The sequence below is a fragment of the Saccharopolyspora sp. NPDC045839 genome (assembly GCF_056431645.1).
In genome coordinates, this window is the sequence record NZ_JBWKKH010000056.1 from 25,503 (window position 1) to 42,291 (window position 16,789).

Below are 16,789 nucleotides of genomic sequence, written 5' to 3' on the forward strand. Positions count from 1 at the left end.
ATCCATGACCGACGAGGAGATTCCGCTCCAGCCCGTGTCCTGCCACAGCTGCGGGACGTGCGTGCTGGTCAAGAAGAACAGCCTGGCCCACACGCTCGTGCAGTGGACGTCCGACACCGAGCAGTGCGTCGAGCTCGCGCAGAGCCCGACCGCCGACCGCGCAACGGTGCTGACCTGCCTGAAGTTGCGCGACAGCATCGAAACAGCGGTGCGCGATGGACGGATCCGCGTTCCGCAGCCGTGATCCCGGGAAGGCCGACTCCTCGCAGCCGGTGCGAGGAGTCGGCCGATCCGGATCACCGCCACCGGCCCGCAGCCGCGCGGGCCGACCACGAGGAGAGGACATCGGACATGCCGGAGCCATCCGTCATCCGCGACGTCGTCGCGCGCTATGTGAAGGCCATCGGGACCGGGGGAGCGGCGGAGATCGCGGCGCTGTACGCGGAGGACGCCACGCTCGAAGATCCGGTGGGCAGTGAGCCGTTGCGCGGCCGGGGAGCGATCGCCGAGTTCTACTCGGCCATCGAGAACCTGCGCCGGGAGAGCGAGCTGATCGCGGTGCGGGTGGCCGGCGACAACGCCGCGTTCCACTTCCGCGTGCGCACCGAGACGCCGGACGGGGCGGTCGAGATCGAGCCGATCGACGTCATGACCTTCGACGAGGCCGGGCGGATCACGAGCATGCGGGCGTTCTGGAGCCCCGAGGACGTGTGGTCCGCCTCGTGACGGCACGCGCGGACTGTCCGTCGTGAGTGCAAAATCGTGTTAGAGCCGGGTTTTGCACTCACGACCGGGTTTCCGGGTCAGGCGAGCCAGCGGTTGAGCGTCTCGACGACGCACGCCGGCTTGGCCTGGCCCTCGACCTCCGCGGTGATCCGGATCGTCGCCTGGACCCCGCCGGGCACGTCGACGCAGGCGAGGACCTCGCCGCGGCCGCGGATGCGGGATCCGGCAGGCACCGGCGCCGGGAAGCGGACGCGGTCGGCGCCGTAGTTGACCCCCATGCTGACGCCGCGCACCGACAGCAGCTGGGGCAGGAAGTAGTTGCACAGCGACAGCGTGAGGTAGCCGTGCGCGATCGTCGACCCGAACGCGGACTCGCGCGCCCGCACCGGGTCGACGTGGATCCACTGGTGATCGCCGGTGACGTCGGCGAAGCCGTCGATCCGCGCCTGGTCGATCGGGAGCCACGCGGTGGGGCCCAGGGTCGTGCCGACGGACGCGCGGAGTTCGTCGAGCCCGTCGACGGTGAACGGGGCCATGCCCCCGGATTCCTCGGCCACCTTGTCCTGCCCTCCCGCCGTGCCCGCGGCACCGGCCAGCTCCATCTCGGCGCCGAGAGCATATCTGGCCAAGCGTTTGCTTGGGAAGCTGTGCGGCCGCGGACCCGCATCACAGCCGCGGAAGTCCGGGCGCACAGGTCGGTCTCGGTCAGCGGGAGCAGCGGTGGGAGCGGCCCGGAAGCCGAACCTAGCGTCTAGCACGCCCTGGCACATCGGTGGCGGGTGCGGCCGTCTTGTCCATTTCCGGAGGTGCCTGCATGGCGCACGATGTGGTTCGCAGAGTGGAGGAGGTCGCTGCCCGGCTCGCAGCGACCGCGGAAGAGACCGAGCGCCTCGGCAAGCTGGCGGATGAGAGCGTCAAGCTGGTGCGCGAAGCCGGGGTCATGCGGCTGCTGCAGCCGACCGACTTCGGCGGGCACGCAGCCCACCCGCGCGATTTCGCGGAAGCCGTGATGGCGGTGGCGAAGGCGTGCGGATCGACGGGATGGGTGTGCGGGGTTGGCGGCGTCCACCCGTGGGAGATGGCGTTCATGGACCGGCGGCTCCAGGAGGAGGTCTGGGGAGAGAACCAGGACACCTGGATCGCCTCCCCGTACATGCCCAGCGGCGTGGCCACCCCGACCGACGGCGGCTACGTCCTCCGGGGCCGGTGGCAGTTCTCCTCCGGAACCGACCACTGCGACTGGATCTTCCTCGGTGCACTGCTCGGCGACGCCGACGGCAAGCCGGCCCAGCCGGTGAAGACGATGCACGTGGTCCTGCCGAGGAAGGACTACACGATCATCGAGGACTCCTGGGACGTCATCGGGTTGTGCGGCACGGGGAGCAAGGACGTCGTCGTCGACGGCGCGTTCATCCCGGCGTACCGGACCATCGACGCCGATGAGGTCGCCCAGGGCGAGCTGGCCGCCGAGCGCGCCGGCCGGACCGACACGGTGTACCGGCTGCCGTTCTGGACGATGTTCCCGCTGGGCATCACGGCGGCGGTCATCGGCATCGCGGAAGGCGCGCTCGCCTGCCACCTCGACTACCAGCGGGACCGGGTCATGGCGGCCGGGACCCGGGTCCGCGACGACCCGCACACCATGTACGCGATCTCGGAAGCGGCCGCGGAGATCGCCGGATCGCGCACGCAGCTGCTCGACGGCGTCAGCCGGCTCTACGACATGGCCGACGCGGGCCGGCCGATCAGCTTCGAGGACCGGTCGGTGGTGCGCCGGAACCAGGTGCGCTGCGCGTGGCGCGCGGTGTCCGCGGTCGACGAGATCTTCGCCCGGTCCGGCGGGAATGCGGTGCGCCGCAACAACGCGATGCAGCGCTTCTGGCGCGACGCGCACGTCGGCCTGCAGCACGCCATCCACATCCCCGGTTCGATCTACCACTCGAACGCCTTGACGTCGTTGGGCATCGAACCGGACGGGCCGCTGCGGGCGCTGATCTGAACCTGGCCGCGCCGACCACGTCCGGCGCCTATTGCACGGAGAGAGGAAGGGCATGACCGACATCAGCTCACTGGGCTACGTCCGGATCCGCGCCACGGATATGGACGCCTGGCGGAAGTTCGCCTTCGAGACCATCGGTTTCGCCGAGGGCAGCGGGCCGGAAGAGGACGCGCTGTACCTGCGCGTGGACGAGCGGATCGGCCGGATCGTCGTCCTGCCCGGCGACGTGGACCGGGTGGAGGCCGTGGGCTGGGAGGTCCGCGACCACCTGGGCCTCCAGCGGGTCCAGGCCGCGGTCGAGGCGGCCGGGCTCGCCCCGAAACCGCTGACCCTGGAGGAGGCCGATACCCGCCGGGTGGAGGCGGGAATCACCTTCGAAGCACCGGGCGGCACCCCGCTGGAGATCTTCCACGGCCCGGCGCTGGACCACAGCCCGGTCGCGACGCGGTTCGGCAACCGCTTCGTCACCGGGGCGCTGGGGCTGGGGCACGTCGTGGTGCCGGTGAGCGACCTGGACGAGGCGTACCGCTTCTACGCCGAGACGCTCGGTTTCCTGCCGCGAGGGGCGTTCCGGCTGCCGGCACCCCCGGAGTACGGCCCGGTCCGGCTCCGGTTCATGGGTGTGAACGCGCGGCACCACAGCCTCGCGCTGCTGCCGTCGCCGGATCTCAAGTCCCCGGCCCTGGTCCACATCATGGTCGAGTGCGAGACCCTCGACGAGGTCGGCCGGGCACTGGACCGGGTCATGGAGGGCGGCTACCACGTGTCGTCCACGCTGGGGCGTCACACGAACGACAAGATGGTGTCGTTCTACGTCCGGACCCCGGGCGGCTGGGACCTCGAAGTCGGTTGCGCTGGCATGCTGGTCGATGAATCCGCCTACTCGGCGGAGGAGATCACGGCCGACAGCTACTGGGGCCACAAGTGGGACTTCAGTAGCTGACCTGACCCGACAACGAAGCGCGGCGCGGAGAAACACCGCGCCGCGCTTCGCTGTTGTGCCCGCTGCCGCTCAACGGTGTTCCTAGTCCTGGAGAGTGAGACCGGACGTGGACTGCGGTGGCGGATGGGTTTCGCGCTCGTTGCGGGGTAGGCAGAAGCGGCCGCCATCCGTTCGGACGGCTGGTTTCGCGTTGGTGTTGAGCGGGACTGGCCTGGCTTTTCGGGCCGGGTCGGTCCCGCATCCAGGTCTGTAGACCTGCCCGAATCGCCGCACGCGTCTTGCAGGCAAGCATTCCGTGTCGGTCTCCGCGCATATCAGCCGATGCCGCGTGCTCGTGCGCAATGAGATGCGGAGAGCGCTGTGGAAGAAGGCAGATCTTCCCCGTCCTCAGTGGATCTCTCGGACATGGGCGCTTCTCGGGCCGACGGTCGGCGCGTCGCGCCGGTGAACACCGGGCTCCGCGCGTGGGTACCCGAACTCCGGCCGCGCGGAACATCTCCGGCCGCGCCGTCGTCGTCGCGGTTGCGAGGCCTGTTCGAGTGCGGGCAGATCGACTTGTGGGCGTTGCGGCCGCCGCCGTAGCTTGGACGGATCGCGCAGCACCTCCGCGTCGTTGCGGCTCCGGTCCGGTCATCGGGTCTGTGGGGACGACGGTGACAACCGGATCAATATCAGGACTGCCGTGGGGCAACCGTTGATCAGCGGGAAGCGCACGATCCTGCTTCTGCACGGCAGCAGCCAAGCTGGGGGCAGAAACCGATGCGCTTCGTACCGAAGGACAGCCGACCCGGGCCCGTTGAACCCGGCACGGGGTTCGCGCGGGCTCAAGCGGTTGCCGACGCGGTGCTCTACGAGGGCTACCTGCTCTACCCGTATCGGCGTTCGTCGGGGAAGAACCGCGTGCGATGGCAGTTCGGCATCCTCGCGCCGCGCCGGTGGGTAGAGGCGGATGGCCCGGTGCCGCCGGTGGTGGCGGGTTCGGTGGAATCGTGGCAGCAGCAGACGGAATGCCTGTTCCAGGTTCGAGGCGAGCTCGAAGAGGCCGAGGCCGGCATCCGGCTCCGCTTCCTGCGGGTCGTGGCGCGAACCGCCGAACGCGCTGTCGACGGCGAATTCGTCCCGGTGGATTCGTTGGACGTCGACGGCACGCGGCACCTGTCGACGGAGGAAGCCGCGCCCCAGCAGTTCGATCTGCACGCGAAGCTGCCAGAGCTCCTCGATGGTGGACTTACCCGCGAAATCGAACTTCCCGATGCCATGGAGGCCGAGCCGCTCGGCGACAGCGAGCGGATTGTGCGGCGCTCGGAGGGCCTCACCGCGTCGCTGTCAGCCGTCGCCGAGAGGGTAGGAGACGGGGCCTACCGCCTGCGCGTGCGAGTCGAGAATCGCGATCGCGATGTGGATGCCGATGCGTCCCGTCCGGCGGCGCTGCGGCGTTCGTTGGTGGCCACCCACTTGCTGATCAGCGGACGCGGACTGGAGTTCTGCTCCATGATGGAACCGTCCGGCGAGCTCTCGGCAGCAGTGGCCGCCAGTCGCAACATCCACGCGTTCCCGGTCCTCATCGGCGATGACGCCGACCTGGTGCTGTCCTCGCCCATCCTGCTGCCCGATCACCCCGAGGTCGCCCCGGAAAGCCCGGGTGATCTGCACGACGCGACCGAGATCGACGAGATGTTGTCCCTGCTGACACTCGCGCTGACCGATGCGGAGAAGCGCGAAGCGCGCGCCACCGATCCTCGTGCCGCCGAGATCCTCGACCGTGTGGACGGCATGCCGCCGGAGGTCCTGGCGCGGCTGCACGGCACGATGCGCTCGCTGCACGACGCCACCGGGGAACGAGGGGACGGCGCCTGATGCAGCAGCAGGGCCTGATCGCACACGACCACCGCATGGTCGAGCAGCTGTGCGGGGACCACGACTCGCTCGACAGGTTGTGCGAAGGGGACGAGCGGGCCGGCACGTTGCTGGACGAACTCCGCCAGAAGGAACTGCTCGGGTACGACCGGATACGGGATCGGTTGCAGGGGAGGCCCGCGACATGACTGCCGACGACGAGCTGGAGACGCGGAAGCAGGAGATGAGCCGCGCCGCGCGACGAAGTGGGTTCGAGGAGATCGACATCCTGTGGATCTCCGAGGGGATGAGCTGCGACGGCGACACCGTGTCGGTGACGGCGTCGGGACAACCCGCGATCGAGGACGTGGTGCTCGGCCTCATTCCGGGGCTGCCGAAGGTCAATCTGCACAACAAGGTCCTCTCGCCCACGCCCGGTGGGGAGGACTTCCTCCAGCCGTTCCGCGCCGCGGCGCGCGGGGAGCTGAAGCCGTTCGTCCTGGTGATCGAGGGCTCCATCCCGAACCAGAACATCATCGAAGGCGACGGGTACTGGACGTCGTTCGGTAACGATCCGGAGACCGGTGAGCCGCTGCCGCTGAACTGGTGGCTCGACCGCCTCGCGCCGAAGGCGTGGGCAGTGGTCGCGGCCGGCACCTGCGCGACCTACGGCGGGATCCACGCGATGGCAGGCAATCCCACCGGGTGCATGGGGCTCGCCGACTACCTGGGCTGGGAGTTCAAGTCCCGCGGCGGCCTCCCGATCATCAACATCCCGGGGTGCCCGGTGCAACCGGAGAACTTCATGGAGACCTTGACGTGGTTGCTGTACCACGCCGCGGGAGCCGCGCCGGCGCCGCCGCTGGACGAGAAGCTGCGGCCGCAGTGGCTGTTCGGCAAGACGGTGCACGAGGGCTGCGATCGGGCGGGCTACTACGAGCAAGCCGACTTCGCCAAGGACTACAACTCGCCGAAGTGCCAGGTGAAGGTCGGCTGCTGGGGTCCGGTGGTCAACTGCAACGTGCCCAAGCGCGGCTGGATTTCCGGGGTCGGCGGTTGTCCGAACGTGGGCGGCATCTGCATCGGCTGCACCATGCCGGGATTCCCGGACATGTTCATGCCGTTCATGGACGAACCGACGGGGGCGAGCCTGTCCAGCATCCTCGCCAAGCCCTACGGATCGTTCATCCGGCGGATGCGCGGCATCACCAACAGGGTCGCGAACAAGGAACCGAAGTGGCATCACAAGCAGCCGGTGCTGACGAGTGGGTACGACCCCCGTTGGCGTCCGTAGGCAGTGGCTGACGACGAGAGCAGGAGAACCGGACCATGGCCGATCGCGGAACCAGCGCTGAACCGAAGCAGGGCAAGCTCGTCGAGATGAACTGGGATCCGATCACCCGGATCATCGGCAACCTCGGCGTGTACACCAAGATCGACTTCGCCAACGGCGAGGTCGCCGAATGCCACAGCACGTCATCGTTGTTCCGCGGCTACTCGGTGTTCATGAAGGGCAAGGACCCGCGCGACGCGGGGTTCATCACCAGCCGGATCTGCGGCATCTGCGGGGACAACCACACGGCGTGCTCCAACTACGCCCAGCAGATGGCCTACGGGATCAAACCGCCGCCGCTGGCGGAGACGATCGTCAACCTCGGCGAAGCGGCCGAGTATATGTTCGACCACACGATCTTCCAGGACAACATGGTCTTCGTGGACTTCTGCGAGGCGATCGTCAAGGAGACCAACCCGGCGCTGCTGCGGCGCGCGGAGTCCGCCGAGGCCAGGCACCGGGATGTGCACGGCTACCGCACGATCGCCGACATCATGCGGGGGTTCAACCCCTTCGAGGGCGAGATCTACAAGGAGGCCCTGCAGATCAGCCGGGTGACCCGGGAGATGTTCTGCCTGATGGAAGGCAGGCACGTGCACCCGTCCACGATGTACCCGGGCGGGGTGGGGACGATGCCCGAGCCGACGACCTTCACCGACTACCTGTCCCGGTTGGTGCGGGTCCTGGACTTCGTGAAGAAGTCCGTCGCGCTCAACGACGACGTCTTCGACTTCTTCTACGAGGCGCTGCCGGGGTACGAGGAGGTCGGCAGGCGCCGGGTGCTGCTCGGGTGCTGGGGGGCGTGGCAGAACACCGACGTCTGCGACTACCGGTACGAGACGATGAGCGAGTGGGGCAAGGCGATGTTCGTGACGCCCGGCGTCATCGTGGACGGGGAACTCGTCACGAACGACCTCGTCGACATCAACCTGGGCATCCGCATCCTGCTCGGGAGCTCGTTCTACGAGGACTGGGCGAACGAGGAACCGTTCGTGACCCGCGATCCCCTAGGGAACCCGGTGGACATGCGCCACCCGTGGAACCAGACGACCGTGCCCGTTCCGCAGAAGCGCGACTTCGACGGGAACTACAGCTGGGTGATGAGCCCGCGGTGGTTCGACGGGCAGAACCACCTGGCGCTGGACACCGGCGGCGGGCCGCTGGCGCGGCTGTGGTCCACCGCGCTGAACGGTCTCGTCGACACGCCCTACGTCCGGGCGACCGGGTCGAGCGTGCAGATCTCCCTCCCGCGCAGCGACAAGCTGCCCGAGACGACGCTCGAATGGAGCATTCCGCACGACAAGGCGGGAAAGCCGCTGTCGAACGCGATCGAGCGGGACCGGGCCCGGGTGTACTTCGTGGCCTATGCCGCGGCCATGGCGCTGCACTTCACCGAGCAGGCATTGGAGCAGGTGCGAGCCGGCGACAGCCGGATCTTCACGGATTTCGAGGTGCCCGACGAGGCCATCGGATGCGGGTTCCACGAGGCGGTCCGCGGAGTGCTCTCGCACCACCTGGTGATCAAGGACAAGAAGATCGCGAACTACCACCCGTACCCGCCGACCCCGTGGAACGCCAGTCCGCGGGACAGCTTCGGCGTGCCCGGCCCGTACGAGGACGCGGTGGGCGGAACACCGATCTTCGAGGAGAACGGAGCCGACGACTTCAAGGGCATCGACATCATGCGCACGGTGCGCAGCTTCGACCCGTGCTTGCCGTGCGGCGTGCACATGTACCTGGGAGGCGGCCGAGAGCTCCGGAAAGTGCATTCGCCCACCTTCGGAGGAGCACATGCCTGACCGGAGCAGGCTCGACGACGCGGCGGTCCAGGAGCGGCTCGCCCGGGTCGATGACCTGCTCGCGACCGTCGAGCAGGCGCCGGGGCCGACCGCCGACGCGGCGATGGAATCGGTGCAGATCCTGATCGAGGTCTACGGCGAGGCGTTGGGCAGGGTCGTGGACCTCGGCGGGCCGCTCGCCCGAACGCTCGCCAGGGACGAGTTGCTGAAGCACCTGATGGTCCTGCACGAGATCCATCCGGATCCGGTGGCCGAGCGCGTGCGGCAGGCCATCGACGATGTCCGCCCGCACGTTGAGTCGCGCGGCGGACAGGTGGAGCTGACCGAGGTGGCGGGGAACGTCGCACGGGTGCGGCTGACCGGAGTGCACGGGAGTTGTTCGTCGACGCCCGCCGACGTGGCGCAAGCGATCACCGAAACGGTGTTGGCCCTGGTGCCCGAGGTGGCCGAGGTCGACGTGGCGCAGCCGGCCTCGCCATCGATGATCCCGGTGGATGCCGTGCTGAGCCGTGCCCGGGGCAGCGCGCGGAGGCAGACGTGAGGTCCGCGGCATTGGAGCGCTTGGCTCGGCAAGCCCGCCGGCGTGCGGAAGGGCAGCCTTGCGATGTCTGCGGTGCTCCGGTGCCCGACGAGCACCGCCACGTGCTGGACCTGGGGCGGCGTGAGCTCATGTGCGCCTGCCGGGCATGTTCAGTGCTGTTCGACCGGGATGCCGCCGGCGGCGATCACTACCGGCTCGTGCCGCAGCGGCGGCAGCGACTGGGGCCCGTTCCCACGGCGGACCTGGGCGTCCCGGTCGGCTTGGCCTTCTTCACGATTCAGTCGGACGGCACGGTGGTCGCCCATTACCCCAGCCCGGTGGGAGCCACGGAGTGGGAGGTCGATCCGCAAGTCTGGCTGGAGGTCGTGGACCGGCACGCTCGGCTCGGGACGATGGCCCGGGAGGTCGAGGCGCTGCTGGTGAACACCGCACGCGGGCAGCGGGAGCACTGGATCGTTCCCATCGAGGACTGCTTCCGGCTGGTCGCCGTGGTGCGCCAGGAGTGGAGCGGGCTGTCCGGCGGTTCGACCGTGTGGCCGGCGATCGAGCGGTTCTTCGCGGCGCTGGCCGAAGACCGGAGGAGTTGCGATGGGTGAGATCAAGGTAGGCAAGCAGGACGTGAAGGTGGATACGCCCAGTCACGTCCCGGGGCTGCATCAGGGGAACCGGGGCCCGTCCCGGCGGCAGGCGGGGCACCACGCCGATGGCACGGCCGACGCCCGCCGTTCGACCGGGATCCAGTCGAAGCACCACAACGCGATTCTCGAGATCATGCCGAACGTCTCGCCGGGTTGATCGGGAGGGAGGCTCGAATGGCGAGGAAAGTCCTCATATTGCAGGCAGTCTTGATCGGCGCCGGATTGACGGCCCTGTTGCTGAGAGAACTGCCCGGTTTGGTGCGAGAAATCAGGATGTGGCGGATGGCCATCAGCGTCCGTGGAGATGCGCGTCGGAAGAGCGCGGCTTAGCGGCAATCGGTCCGGTAGAAGGAACCCGAGACCGAAGGTGGTTCGCGGACACTCCGATGCGATGTCCTCGACGGACGGGATGATTCATGGCCATGGGGAAGGCGCGTGTGGTGCCGGATGCCGTGCTGCGCGAAGGACGTTCTCCCGGACTGGCGGGGTCGCGGATCCTGGTCGCAGGCGTGGGAAATGTCTTCCTGGGTGACGACGGGTTCGGTGTCGCGGTCGCCGCCCGGTTGGCGGAAGATCCGCCGGCGAGCGCGACGGTCGCGGACTTCGGCATCCGGGGCATGCACCTGGCGTGCGAGCTGATGAACGGCTACGACGTGCTCGTCCTGGTCGACGCGGTGGCGCGTGGGGAGGTGCCGGGAACCGTCTCGGTGCTCGAACCCGACCTGGCGACGATCGAACCTGCCGCCGGCGTGGACGGCCACGGCATGAACCCGGACTCGGTGCTCGGCTGCTGCGCGGGTTTCGGCGTGCCGCTGCGCAGGGCCCTGGTAGTCGGCTGCGAACCCGCGGACTGCTCCTACCGGTGGGGGCTCACCGAGCCGGTGGCGGAGTCGGTCGATGCGGCCGCGGCCGTCGTTCGCGAGCTCGTCGCCGATCTGGACACCGCGCGGGGGACGCCGTGACCTCCGGCGCCGGACCACTTCCGGCCGTCGGGATGCGGGTCCGGCTGCGGCCTTCCCGGCGCGCCGACATCGTGGACATCGCGCTGGCGGGGAGGCTCGCCGAAGTGGACGGCGTCGAACGCGGGGCGGACGGCCGGGTCTACGTGCTCGTGTCGTTGGTCGGCGACACCGCGGCGGACCTCGGTCGCATGAGTCAACTGGGCCACCGGTTCTTCTTCGACCCGGACGAGCTCGAACCGGTTTCCGACGCGGGTGAGCACCGGGTCCTCGTCGCAGGCCTCGGCGACGACGCCGGCAAGCCGGGCGAACGCGCGGTGCGCAGGGTTGTCGAGCACCTGCGTGGGTGCGACTTCCCGCCCGGGGTGCGCGTCGCTGATTTCGGTGTTCGAGGACAGGACCTGGCGCGGGCGCTCGAGGAGTTCGATGCCGCTGTCGTGCTGCGCGCCGGGCCGATCGGGGAAGTCCGCACCACCGGGCCCGCGGATCTGCCGTTGCCCCCGGCTCACCGGTGCGGGCAGGTCATCGTGGTCGGCTGCGGCGACGCGGAACGCGGTGAACCGGACGGTGGAGCGCGCATCGCCGGTGTGGTCCTGTCCGTTGTGGACGATGTGCTGGCCGGTCGCCCGATCCGGGGGTCAGGCGCGGGAGAAGGATGGGAGCCGCGTGTCACGCGGTCCGGCGATGCCCGCCGCGGGAGCGGGTCTCGTGGTTCGGCCGCGGGCGGCCCGCACGACATGTGAAAGCGACTCGAACGTCGTTGAGGGCAAAGCAGATCGAGTTGTCCCGGCGGAGCACCGCCTTTAGCGTCTCAGGCGCGGCGCGGGAGTTGAACTCGCTCCGCCGCGCAAGTCGTTACGGGGGGCGCCGCATGATCGCGAGTGAGGATGTGACCTGATGCCGTGGTCCGAGGAGGCCGCCGGGCGAGCCGTCGACGAGATCTTCGAACGACGGGTGGCACCGCTGCAGGCGTTGGTGGGGGACGCCGAGCAGGTCGCACGCGCGTGCCATGCGATGGCCACCCGGTTCCACGAGGGCGGCAAGCTCATCGTGTTCGGGAACGGCGGGCCGAGCACGGACGCCCAGCACGTGGCCGTCGAGTTCGTGCACCCCGTGATCGTGGGCAAGCGGGCGCTGCCGGCGATCTCGTTGACCGCGGACGTGGCAACGGTGACCGGCGTCGCCACCGGAGCGGGCCTGGATGAGATCTTCGCCCACCAGATCCGCCACCTCGCCGACCCCGGCGACATCGCGCTGGGCATCTCCACCGACGGCGGCTGCGGGAACGTGCTGCGCGGCCTGGCCGAAGCGCGCGGGCAAGGCCTGCTGACCGTCGGCCTGCTGGGTGGCGACGGCGGACGCATCGCCCGCGCCGGGCTCGACCACGTGCTGATCGCCGCCGCGCAGGACCCGCGGGTGGTCAAGGAAGTGCACGTGACGACCTACCACATCCTCTGGGAACTGGTTCACGTGTTCTTCGAACACCCGGGCGCGTTGCGGCGGGAGGCGATCGCATGACGGCCGGGGAACCCGCGGAGACCTGCCGCGGGGATTCGTGCGTGACCTGCTCGGACGAGGTCGTCGCGGTCGAGGTCCTGCGGCTGCTGGACGACGGGCTCGCGGCCGTGGCCACCGAAGCGGGTGAGGAAGTCGTCAGCGTCGCGCTGGTGCCGGCTCGTCCCGGGGACACGGTGCTGGTCCACGCGGGTGAGTCGATCGGGATCGTGAAGGGGTGACCGCTCGTGGATACCGGTACTGATGCCGTGGACTCGCTGTACCCGTTCTTGTCGAGGGCGGCGGGCGATGTCGATGCGGTGCTCGACGAAGTCCGGGTGTCCACACAGGACAAGGCGCGGGAGATCGTGCATCTGCGCGGCGAGGTCCTGGACCGGTACCGCGGCGAGATCATCGCGTGCGCAACGGCGATGGCGGACCGCTTCGCGCGCGGCGGCCGGTTGCTCACCTTCGGCAACGGCGGCAGCTCCACCGACGCCCAAGACCTCGCCAGCCTGTTCCTGAGCCCGGGCGGAGCGGGGCGCGCCCTCCCGGCGATCGGGTTGACCAGCGACATCGCGGTGGTCACGGCGCTGTCCAACGACATCGGGTTCGACGTGGTGTTCGCCCGCCAGATCGGTGCCTTCGGCCGCCGCCAGGACATCGCGGTAGGCCTGTCCACCAGCGGGAACTCCGAGAACCTGCTGCGGGCCTTCGAGGAAGCCGCGCGGCGCGGGCTGCTCACCGTGGGCATCGCGGGCGACAAGGGCGGCCGGATGGCCGAATCCGAGCACATCGACCACCTCTTCGTGGTGCCGTCCGCCTCGGTGCACCGCATCCAGGAGGCGCAGACCACGCTCTACCACGCGCTTTGGGAGATGACCGTGCTGGCGTTGGACGAAGCGGGAGGAGCAGCCGATGTGCCTGGCGATCCCCGGTGAGGTCCTGGCGATCCTCCCGGACCGGCCGGACCTCGCCAAGGTCGAGGTGAGCGGAGTCCGCCGCAACATCAACATCGGGCTCCTCGGGGAACCACCGGAACCGGGGCAGTGGATCCTGATCCACGTCGGCTTCGCGCTGTCCACAATAGACGAGGCGGAGGCCCGCGCGGTGCTGGAGTTCTTGGAGGGCCTGGGGCAGACCTACACCGACGAGATCGACGCGCTGCAGGATTCGCGCATCGAGTGAGTGGGGGGACCGATGCGATTCGTCGACGAGTACCGGGACGCGGACAAGGCGAGAGCGCTGGCCGCCGAGATCGCCGCGCTGTGCGAGCCGGGACGGCAGTACAAGTTCATGGAGGTCTGCGGCGGGCACACCCACACCATCTACAAGCACGGCATCGAGGACTACCTGCCGGAGAACGTGCAGCTGGTGCACGGACCCGGGTGTCCGGTGTGCGTGATCCCGATGGGCCGGGTCGACGACGCCATCCACATCGCGCGCCGGCCCGGGGTGCTCATGACCTCCTTCGGCGACATGATGCGCGTGCCCGGCGGCAACGGGAACTTCTTCGACTCCAACGCCGAGGACACCAACATCCGGATGGTGTACTCGCCGCTGGATTCGTTGAAGCTCGCCCGGCAGGACCCCGACCGGCACGTGGTGTTCATGGCCATCGGGTTCGAGACAACCGCCCCGTCGACGGCGATGACCCTGCTGCGGGCCGAGCAGGAAGGGCTGGAGAACTTCTCCGTCTTCGGCAACCACGTGACGATCATCCCGGCGATCAAGGCGATCCTGGACTCCCCGGACCTGCGGCTGGACGGATTCCTCGGCCCGGGGCACGTGTCGACGGTGATCGGCTGCCGGCCGTACGAGTTCATCGCCCGGGACTACGGCAAGCCGCTGGTGGTCTCCGGCTTCGAGCCGCTGGACATCATGCAGTCGATCTACCTGCTGCTCAAGCAACTGGCCGAGGGCCGTTGCGAGGTGGAGAACCAGTACAAGCGCGTGGTGCCGTGGGACGGCAACACGACCGCCCTGGAAGCGATCGCCAAGACGATGGAGCTGCGCCCGTACTTCGAGTGGCGCGGCCTCGGCTTCATCTCGCACTCGGCGCTGCGGCTCCGCGACGCCTATGCGCGGTTCGACGCCGAACGGCGCTTCGAGCTGCCGGGCGTGCGGGTGGCCGACCCCAAGGCATGCCAGTGCGGCGAGGTGCTCAAGGGCGTCCTCAAGCCGTGGGAGTGCAAGGTGTTCGGCACCGCTTGCACGCCGGAAACACCGATCGGCACCTGCATGGTCTCGCCGGAGGGCGCGTGCGCCGCGTACTACAACTTCGGGCGGTTCAGCCGGGACCGGGTCAAGGAGGCGAGCCGGACGTGAGCACTGGGAGCCGGGGCGACGGCGAGCAGCAGGTGCTCGACCGGATCGAGAAGGCCCGCCGCCGCAAGCCGAAGGTGAAGGAGGAGCGGATCACGCTCGCGCACGGATCCGGCGGGAAGGCGACTCAGACGCTCGTCGAGGCCGTGTTCCTGGAGGCGTTCCGCAACGAAGTGCTGGAGCAGCTGGAAGACGGCGCGGAACTCGCGGTCGACGGGGGGCGGCTGGCGTTCACCACCGACTCGTTCGTGGTGTCACCGCTGTTCTTCCCCGGTGGCAACATCGGCGACCTGGCGGTCAACGGCACGGTCAACGACCTCGCGGTCTCCGGTGCGACGCCGCGGTACCTCTCGGCGGGCTTCCTGATCGAGGAGGGGTTTCCGGTCGCCGACCTGCTCCGCATCGTCGAGTCGATGGCGACCGCGGCGCGGGCGGCCGGCGTCGAGGTGGTCACCGGCGACACCAAGGTCGTGGAGAAGGGCAAGGCCGACGGCTGCTACATCAACACTTCGGGGGTCGGCGTTCTGCACACCGATCACCGGCTCGGTGTCCGCACCGCGCGTCCCGGCGATGCCGTGCTGGTCTCGGGACCGATCGGTGATCACGGCGTGACGGTGATGCTCGCCCGGGGCGAGCTGGACATCGACTCCGACGTGGTCTCCGACACCGCGCCGGTGCACGGGCTCGTCGCGGACCTGCTCGCCGCGGTGCCGGAGGTCCGAGCGCTGCGTGACGCCACGCGCGGCGGCGTCGCGACGATCCTCAACGAGATCGCCCAGGCCGCTCAGGTGGCCGTCGTCGTCGACGAGGCGGCGATACCGGTGCGCACCGAGGTCCGGGGCGCCTCGGAACTGCTGGGCATCGACCCGCTCTACGTGGCCTGCGAGGGACGCATCGTCGCGGTCGTCCCGGGCGGGCAGGCCGAGACGGCGCTGGAGGCGATGCGCGCGCATCCGCTGGGGGAGCAGGCCGCCTTGATCGGGCGCATCGCTGACGATCCACCCGGGCTGGTGCTGTTGAACACGACCTTCGGCGGCACCCGGATCGTCGATCTGCTGGTCGGCGATCCACTACCGCGGATCTGCTGAGCCTTGCACGAGCTAGGCATCACCCAGAGCATCGTGGACGCCGTCCTGGAGGCGGTGGACGAGCCGGTCATCGAGCGCGTGCACCTGGAGATCGGGCGGCTTTCCGGCGTGGTGCCGGATGCGATCCGGTTCTGCTTCGAGCTCGTCGCGGACGGCACCCGGCTGTCGGCGGCCGACCTGGACATCGCAGAACCGGCCGGGCGCGGTGAATGCCGCTCGTGCGGACAGGAGATCGCGATGGACGAGCTGTTCGCGCGCTGCCCGTGCGGCGGCGTCGACATCGCGATCCTCGCCGGACAAGAACTTCGGATCAAGGCCGTGGAGGTGGGGTAGATGTGCGGCACGTGCGGCTGTGACGAGGAATCGCCGCGGACGGTGGTCCTGGAGCAGCAGGTGTTGGCCAAGAACGACGGGCTCGCCGCCGAGAACCGGGACCGCGCGCAGTCCAGGGGGATCGCCTTGATCAACCTGATGAGCTCGCCCGGTTCCGGCAAGACCAGCCTGCTGGCCCGCACCGTGCGGGAATTCGACGGCGCCCCGCTATCGGTCGTCGAAGGCGATCAGGAAACGGGCCTGGACGCGGCACGATTGCGGGAGAGCGGATGCCCGGTGGTGCAGATCAACACCGGCACGGGATGCCACCTGGACGCGGCCATGCTGTCCGACGCCCTGCGCGCCCTGCAACCGCCGGACCGTTCGGTGGTGTTCGTCGAGAACGTCGGGAACCTGGTGTGCCCGGCGCTGTTCGACCTCGGTGAGCGCGCCAGGGTGGTCCTCGCCTCGGTGACCGAGGGGGCGGACAAGCCCCTGAAGTACCCGCACATGTTCCGCTCGGCGGACCTGGTGCTGCTCAACAAGATAGACCTGCTGCCCCACGTCGATTTCGACGTGGACCGCTTCACCGACGCCGCGTCCACCGCCAATCCCGGCGCCCGGGTGCAGCCCCTGTCGGTCTCGACGGGGGAAGGCCTCGATGCTTGGTACGCCTGGCTGGACAAGCAGGTGCTTGCCTGAGCTTGTTGTTTAACCTGTCGGTTTTCGGCTTGCGGTGAGACTGAGTGCTCTTTTGGTGCTCTTGCCGACGTTGTGGCGTTGCGCGGGCCTGTGG

23 protein-coding genes are annotated in these 16,789 nt (G+C 69.1%); 21 read left to right on the forward strand and 2 right to left on the reverse strand.

What is annotated here, in order from left to right; all coding sequences use genetic code 11:
- Nucleotides 1-4 precede the first annotated feature (4 nt).
- Both AC07EQ_RS41410 and AC07EQ_RS41415 read left to right on the forward strand, forming a co-directional pair.
- Nucleotides 5-244: a hypothetical protein gene (locus AC07EQ_RS41410; protein ID WP_478393260.1), complete on the forward strand. Its 240-nt coding sequence runs from the start codon at nucleotides 5-7 to the stop codon at nucleotides 242-244.
- Between the two features lie 107 nt (nucleotides 245-351).
- A complete protein-coding gene (locus AC07EQ_RS41415; protein ID WP_478393261.1) occupies nucleotides 352-726 on the forward strand; it encodes an SgcJ/EcaC family oxidoreductase in 375 nt (124 codons plus the stop codon).
- A 77-nt stretch (nucleotides 727-803) separates the two neighbouring features.
- Here AC07EQ_RS41415 and AC07EQ_RS41420 read toward each other — a convergent pair whose 3' ends face one another.
- Nucleotides 804-1,262: a MaoC family dehydratase gene (locus AC07EQ_RS41420; RefSeq protein WP_478393278.1), complete on the reverse strand. Its 459-nt coding sequence runs from the start codon at nucleotides 1,260-1,262 to the stop codon at nucleotides 804-806.
- 278 nt (nucleotides 1,263-1,540) lie between these two features.
- Between AC07EQ_RS41420 and AC07EQ_RS41425 the strand changes: the two genes are divergently transcribed.
- A complete protein-coding gene (locus AC07EQ_RS41425) occupies nucleotides 1,541-2,725 on the forward strand; it encodes an acyl-CoA dehydrogenase family protein (protein WP_478393262.1) in 1,185 nt (394 codons plus the stop codon).
- Between the two features lie 52 nt (nucleotides 2,726-2,777).
- A complete protein-coding gene (locus AC07EQ_RS41430; RefSeq protein WP_132487858.1) occupies nucleotides 2,778-3,668 on the forward strand; it encodes a VOC family protein in 891 nt (296 codons plus the stop codon).
- Between the two features lie 630 nt (nucleotides 3,669-4,298).
- Here AC07EQ_RS41430 and AC07EQ_RS41435 read toward each other — a convergent pair.
- Nucleotides 4,299-4,865, reverse strand: coding sequence for a hypothetical protein (locus AC07EQ_RS41435; protein WP_478393263.1), 567 nt, complete (start codon nucleotides 4,863-4,865; stop codon nucleotides 4,299-4,301).
- A 387-nt stretch (nucleotides 4,866-5,252) separates the two neighbouring features.
- Between AC07EQ_RS41435 and AC07EQ_RS41440 the strand changes: the two genes are divergently transcribed.
- From AC07EQ_RS41440 to hypB, 17 genes are all read left to right on the forward strand, one after another.
- A complete protein-coding gene (locus AC07EQ_RS41440; RefSeq protein ID WP_478393264.1) occupies nucleotides 5,253-5,525 on the forward strand; it encodes a hypothetical protein in 273 nt (90 codons plus the stop codon).
- Nucleotides 5,525-5,713 (forward strand): hypothetical protein, encoded by a 189-nt coding sequence (locus tag AC07EQ_RS41445; RefSeq protein WP_478393265.1) that lies wholly within the window; start codon nucleotides 5,525-5,527, stop codon nucleotides 5,711-5,713. Before AC07EQ_RS41440 ends, AC07EQ_RS41445 begins: the two co-directional genes overlap by 1 nt.
- 35 nt (nucleotides 5,714-5,748) lie before the next feature.
- Nucleotides 5,749-6,798, forward strand: coding sequence for an NADH-quinone oxidoreductase subunit B family protein (locus AC07EQ_RS41450; protein ID WP_478393279.1), 1,050 nt, complete (start codon nucleotides 5,749-5,751; stop codon nucleotides 6,796-6,798).
- A 35-nt stretch (nucleotides 6,799-6,833) separates the two neighbouring features.
- Nucleotides 6,834-8,636, forward strand: a complete 1,803-nt coding sequence (locus tag AC07EQ_RS41455) for a nickel-dependent hydrogenase large subunit (protein ID WP_478393266.1) — start codon at nucleotides 6,834-6,836, stop codon at nucleotides 8,634-8,636.
- Nucleotides 8,629-9,177 carry a NifU family protein gene (locus tag AC07EQ_RS41460; RefSeq protein WP_478393267.1) on the forward strand — a complete coding sequence of 183 codons (549 nt, stop codon included), beginning with the start codon at nucleotides 8,629-8,631 and terminating at the stop codon, nucleotides 9,175-9,177. The genes AC07EQ_RS41455 and AC07EQ_RS41460 overlap by 8 nt, the downstream gene beginning before the upstream one ends.
- Nucleotides 9,174-9,773, forward strand: coding sequence for a DUF5947 family protein (locus AC07EQ_RS41465; protein ID WP_478393268.1), 600 nt, complete (start codon nucleotides 9,174-9,176; stop codon nucleotides 9,771-9,773). Before AC07EQ_RS41460 ends, AC07EQ_RS41465 begins: the two co-directional genes overlap by 4 nt.
- Entirely contained in the window at nucleotides 9,766-9,972 is a 207-nt protein-coding gene (locus AC07EQ_RS41470) for a hypothetical protein (protein WP_478393269.1), read from the forward strand. Before AC07EQ_RS41465 ends, AC07EQ_RS41470 begins: the two co-directional genes overlap by 8 nt.
- Nucleotides 9,973-10,237: 265 nt before the next feature.
- Nucleotides 10,238-10,777: a hydrogenase maturation protease gene (locus tag AC07EQ_RS41475; protein WP_478393270.1), complete on the forward strand. Its 540-nt coding sequence runs from the start codon at nucleotides 10,238-10,240 to the stop codon at nucleotides 10,775-10,777.
- On the forward strand, nucleotides 10,774-11,517 hold the full coding sequence (locus tag AC07EQ_RS41480; RefSeq protein WP_478393271.1) for a hypothetical protein: 744 nt from the start codon (nucleotides 10,774-10,776) through the stop codon (nucleotides 11,515-11,517). The genes AC07EQ_RS41475 and AC07EQ_RS41480 overlap by 4 nt, the downstream gene beginning before the upstream one ends.
- 154 nt (nucleotides 11,518-11,671) lie before the next feature.
- Nucleotides 11,672-12,292: a D-sedoheptulose-7-phosphate isomerase gene (locus AC07EQ_RS41485; RefSeq protein ID WP_478393272.1), complete on the forward strand. Its 621-nt coding sequence runs from the start codon at nucleotides 11,672-11,674 to the stop codon at nucleotides 12,290-12,292.
- Complete coding sequence (locus tag AC07EQ_RS41490) at nucleotides 12,289-12,510, forward strand: hydrogenase assembly protein HupF (protein WP_132487838.1); 222 nt, start codon at nucleotides 12,289-12,291, stop codon at nucleotides 12,508-12,510. Before AC07EQ_RS41485 ends, AC07EQ_RS41490 begins: the two co-directional genes overlap by 4 nt.
- A gap of 6 nt (nucleotides 12,511-12,516) precedes the next feature.
- Complete coding sequence (locus AC07EQ_RS41495) at nucleotides 12,517-13,209, forward strand: D-sedoheptulose-7-phosphate isomerase (RefSeq protein ID WP_478393273.1); 693 nt, start codon at nucleotides 12,517-12,519, stop codon at nucleotides 13,207-13,209.
- Nucleotides 13,187-13,456 carry a HypC/HybG/HupF family hydrogenase formation chaperone gene (locus AC07EQ_RS41500; protein WP_358573892.1) on the forward strand — a complete coding sequence of 90 codons (270 nt, stop codon included), beginning with the start codon at nucleotides 13,187-13,189 and terminating at the stop codon, nucleotides 13,454-13,456. The genes AC07EQ_RS41495 and AC07EQ_RS41500 overlap by 23 nt, the downstream gene beginning before the upstream one ends.
- Before the next feature lie 12 nt (nucleotides 13,457-13,468).
- Nucleotides 13,469-14,596 (forward strand): hydrogenase formation protein HypD, encoded by a 1,128-nt coding sequence (gene hypD / locus AC07EQ_RS41505; protein ID WP_478393274.1) that lies wholly within the window; start codon nucleotides 13,469-13,471, stop codon nucleotides 14,594-14,596.
- Nucleotides 14,593-15,681, forward strand: coding sequence for a hydrogenase expression/formation protein HypE (gene hypE / locus AC07EQ_RS41510; RefSeq protein ID WP_478393275.1), 1,089 nt, complete (start codon nucleotides 14,593-14,595; stop codon nucleotides 15,679-15,681). Before hypD ends, hypE begins: the two co-directional genes overlap by 4 nt.
- Nucleotides 15,682-15,684: 3 nt before the next feature.
- Complete coding sequence (locus tag AC07EQ_RS41515; RefSeq protein ID WP_478393276.1) at nucleotides 15,685-16,014, forward strand: hydrogenase maturation nickel metallochaperone HypA/HybF; 330 nt, start codon at nucleotides 15,685-15,687, stop codon at nucleotides 16,012-16,014.
- Nucleotides 16,015-16,695, forward strand: coding sequence for a hydrogenase nickel incorporation protein HypB (hypB, locus tag AC07EQ_RS41520; protein WP_478393277.1), 681 nt, complete (start codon nucleotides 16,015-16,017; stop codon nucleotides 16,693-16,695).
- Nucleotides 16,696-16,789 lie beyond the last annotated feature (94 nt).

Excerpts from the sequence above, each read along its gene's own strand:
- AC07EQ_RS41410 (WP_478393260.1), top strand. The coding sequence starts at position 5 with ATGACCGACGAGGAGATTCCGCTCCAGCCCGTGTCCTGCCACAGCTGC.
- AC07EQ_RS41415 (WP_478393261.1), top strand. The coding sequence starts at position 352 with ATGCCGGAGCCATCCGTCATCCGCGACGTCGTCGCGCGCTATGTGAAG.
- AC07EQ_RS41420 (WP_478393278.1), bottom strand. The coding sequence starts at position 1,262 with ATGGCCCCGTTCACCGTCGACGGGCTCGACGAACTCCGCGCGTCCGTC.
- AC07EQ_RS41425 (WP_478393262.1), top strand. The coding sequence starts at position 1,541 with ATGGCGCACGATGTGGTTCGCAGAGTGGAGGAGGTCGCTGCCCGGCTC.
- AC07EQ_RS41430 (WP_132487858.1), top strand. The coding sequence starts at position 2,778 with ATGACCGACATCAGCTCACTGGGCTACGTCCGGATCCGCGCCACGGAT.
- AC07EQ_RS41445 (WP_478393265.1), top strand. The coding sequence starts at position 5,525 with ATGCAGCAGCAGGGCCTGATCGCACACGACCACCGCATGGTCGAGCAG.
- AC07EQ_RS41450 (WP_478393279.1), top strand. The coding sequence starts at position 5,749 with ATGAGCCGCGCCGCGCGACGAAGTGGGTTCGAGGAGATCGACATCCTG.
- AC07EQ_RS41455 (WP_478393266.1), top strand. The coding sequence starts at position 6,834 with ATGGCCGATCGCGGAACCAGCGCTGAACCGAAGCAGGGCAAGCTCGTC.
- AC07EQ_RS41460 (WP_478393267.1), top strand. The coding sequence starts at position 8,629 with ATGCCTGACCGGAGCAGGCTCGACGACGCGGCGGTCCAGGAGCGGCTC.
- AC07EQ_RS41470 (WP_478393269.1), top strand. The coding sequence starts at position 9,766 with ATGGGTGAGATCAAGGTAGGCAAGCAGGACGTGAAGGTGGATACGCCC.
- AC07EQ_RS41475 (WP_478393270.1), top strand. The coding sequence starts at position 10,238 with ATGGGGAAGGCGCGTGTGGTGCCGGATGCCGTGCTGCGCGAAGGACGT.
- AC07EQ_RS41485 (WP_478393272.1), top strand. The coding sequence starts at position 11,672 with ATGCCGTGGTCCGAGGAGGCCGCCGGGCGAGCCGTCGACGAGATCTTC.
- AC07EQ_RS41490 (WP_132487838.1), top strand. The coding sequence starts at position 12,289 with ATGACGGCCGGGGAACCCGCGGAGACCTGCCGCGGGGATTCGTGCGTG.
- AC07EQ_RS41500 (WP_358573892.1), top strand. The coding sequence starts at position 13,187 with ATGTGCCTGGCGATCCCCGGTGAGGTCCTGGCGATCCTCCCGGACCGG.
- hypD (WP_478393274.1), top strand. The coding sequence starts at position 13,469 with ATGCGATTCGTCGACGAGTACCGGGACGCGGACAAGGCGAGAGCGCTG.
- hypB (WP_478393277.1), top strand. The coding sequence starts at position 16,015 with ATGTGCGGCACGTGCGGCTGTGACGAGGAATCGCCGCGGACGGTGGTC.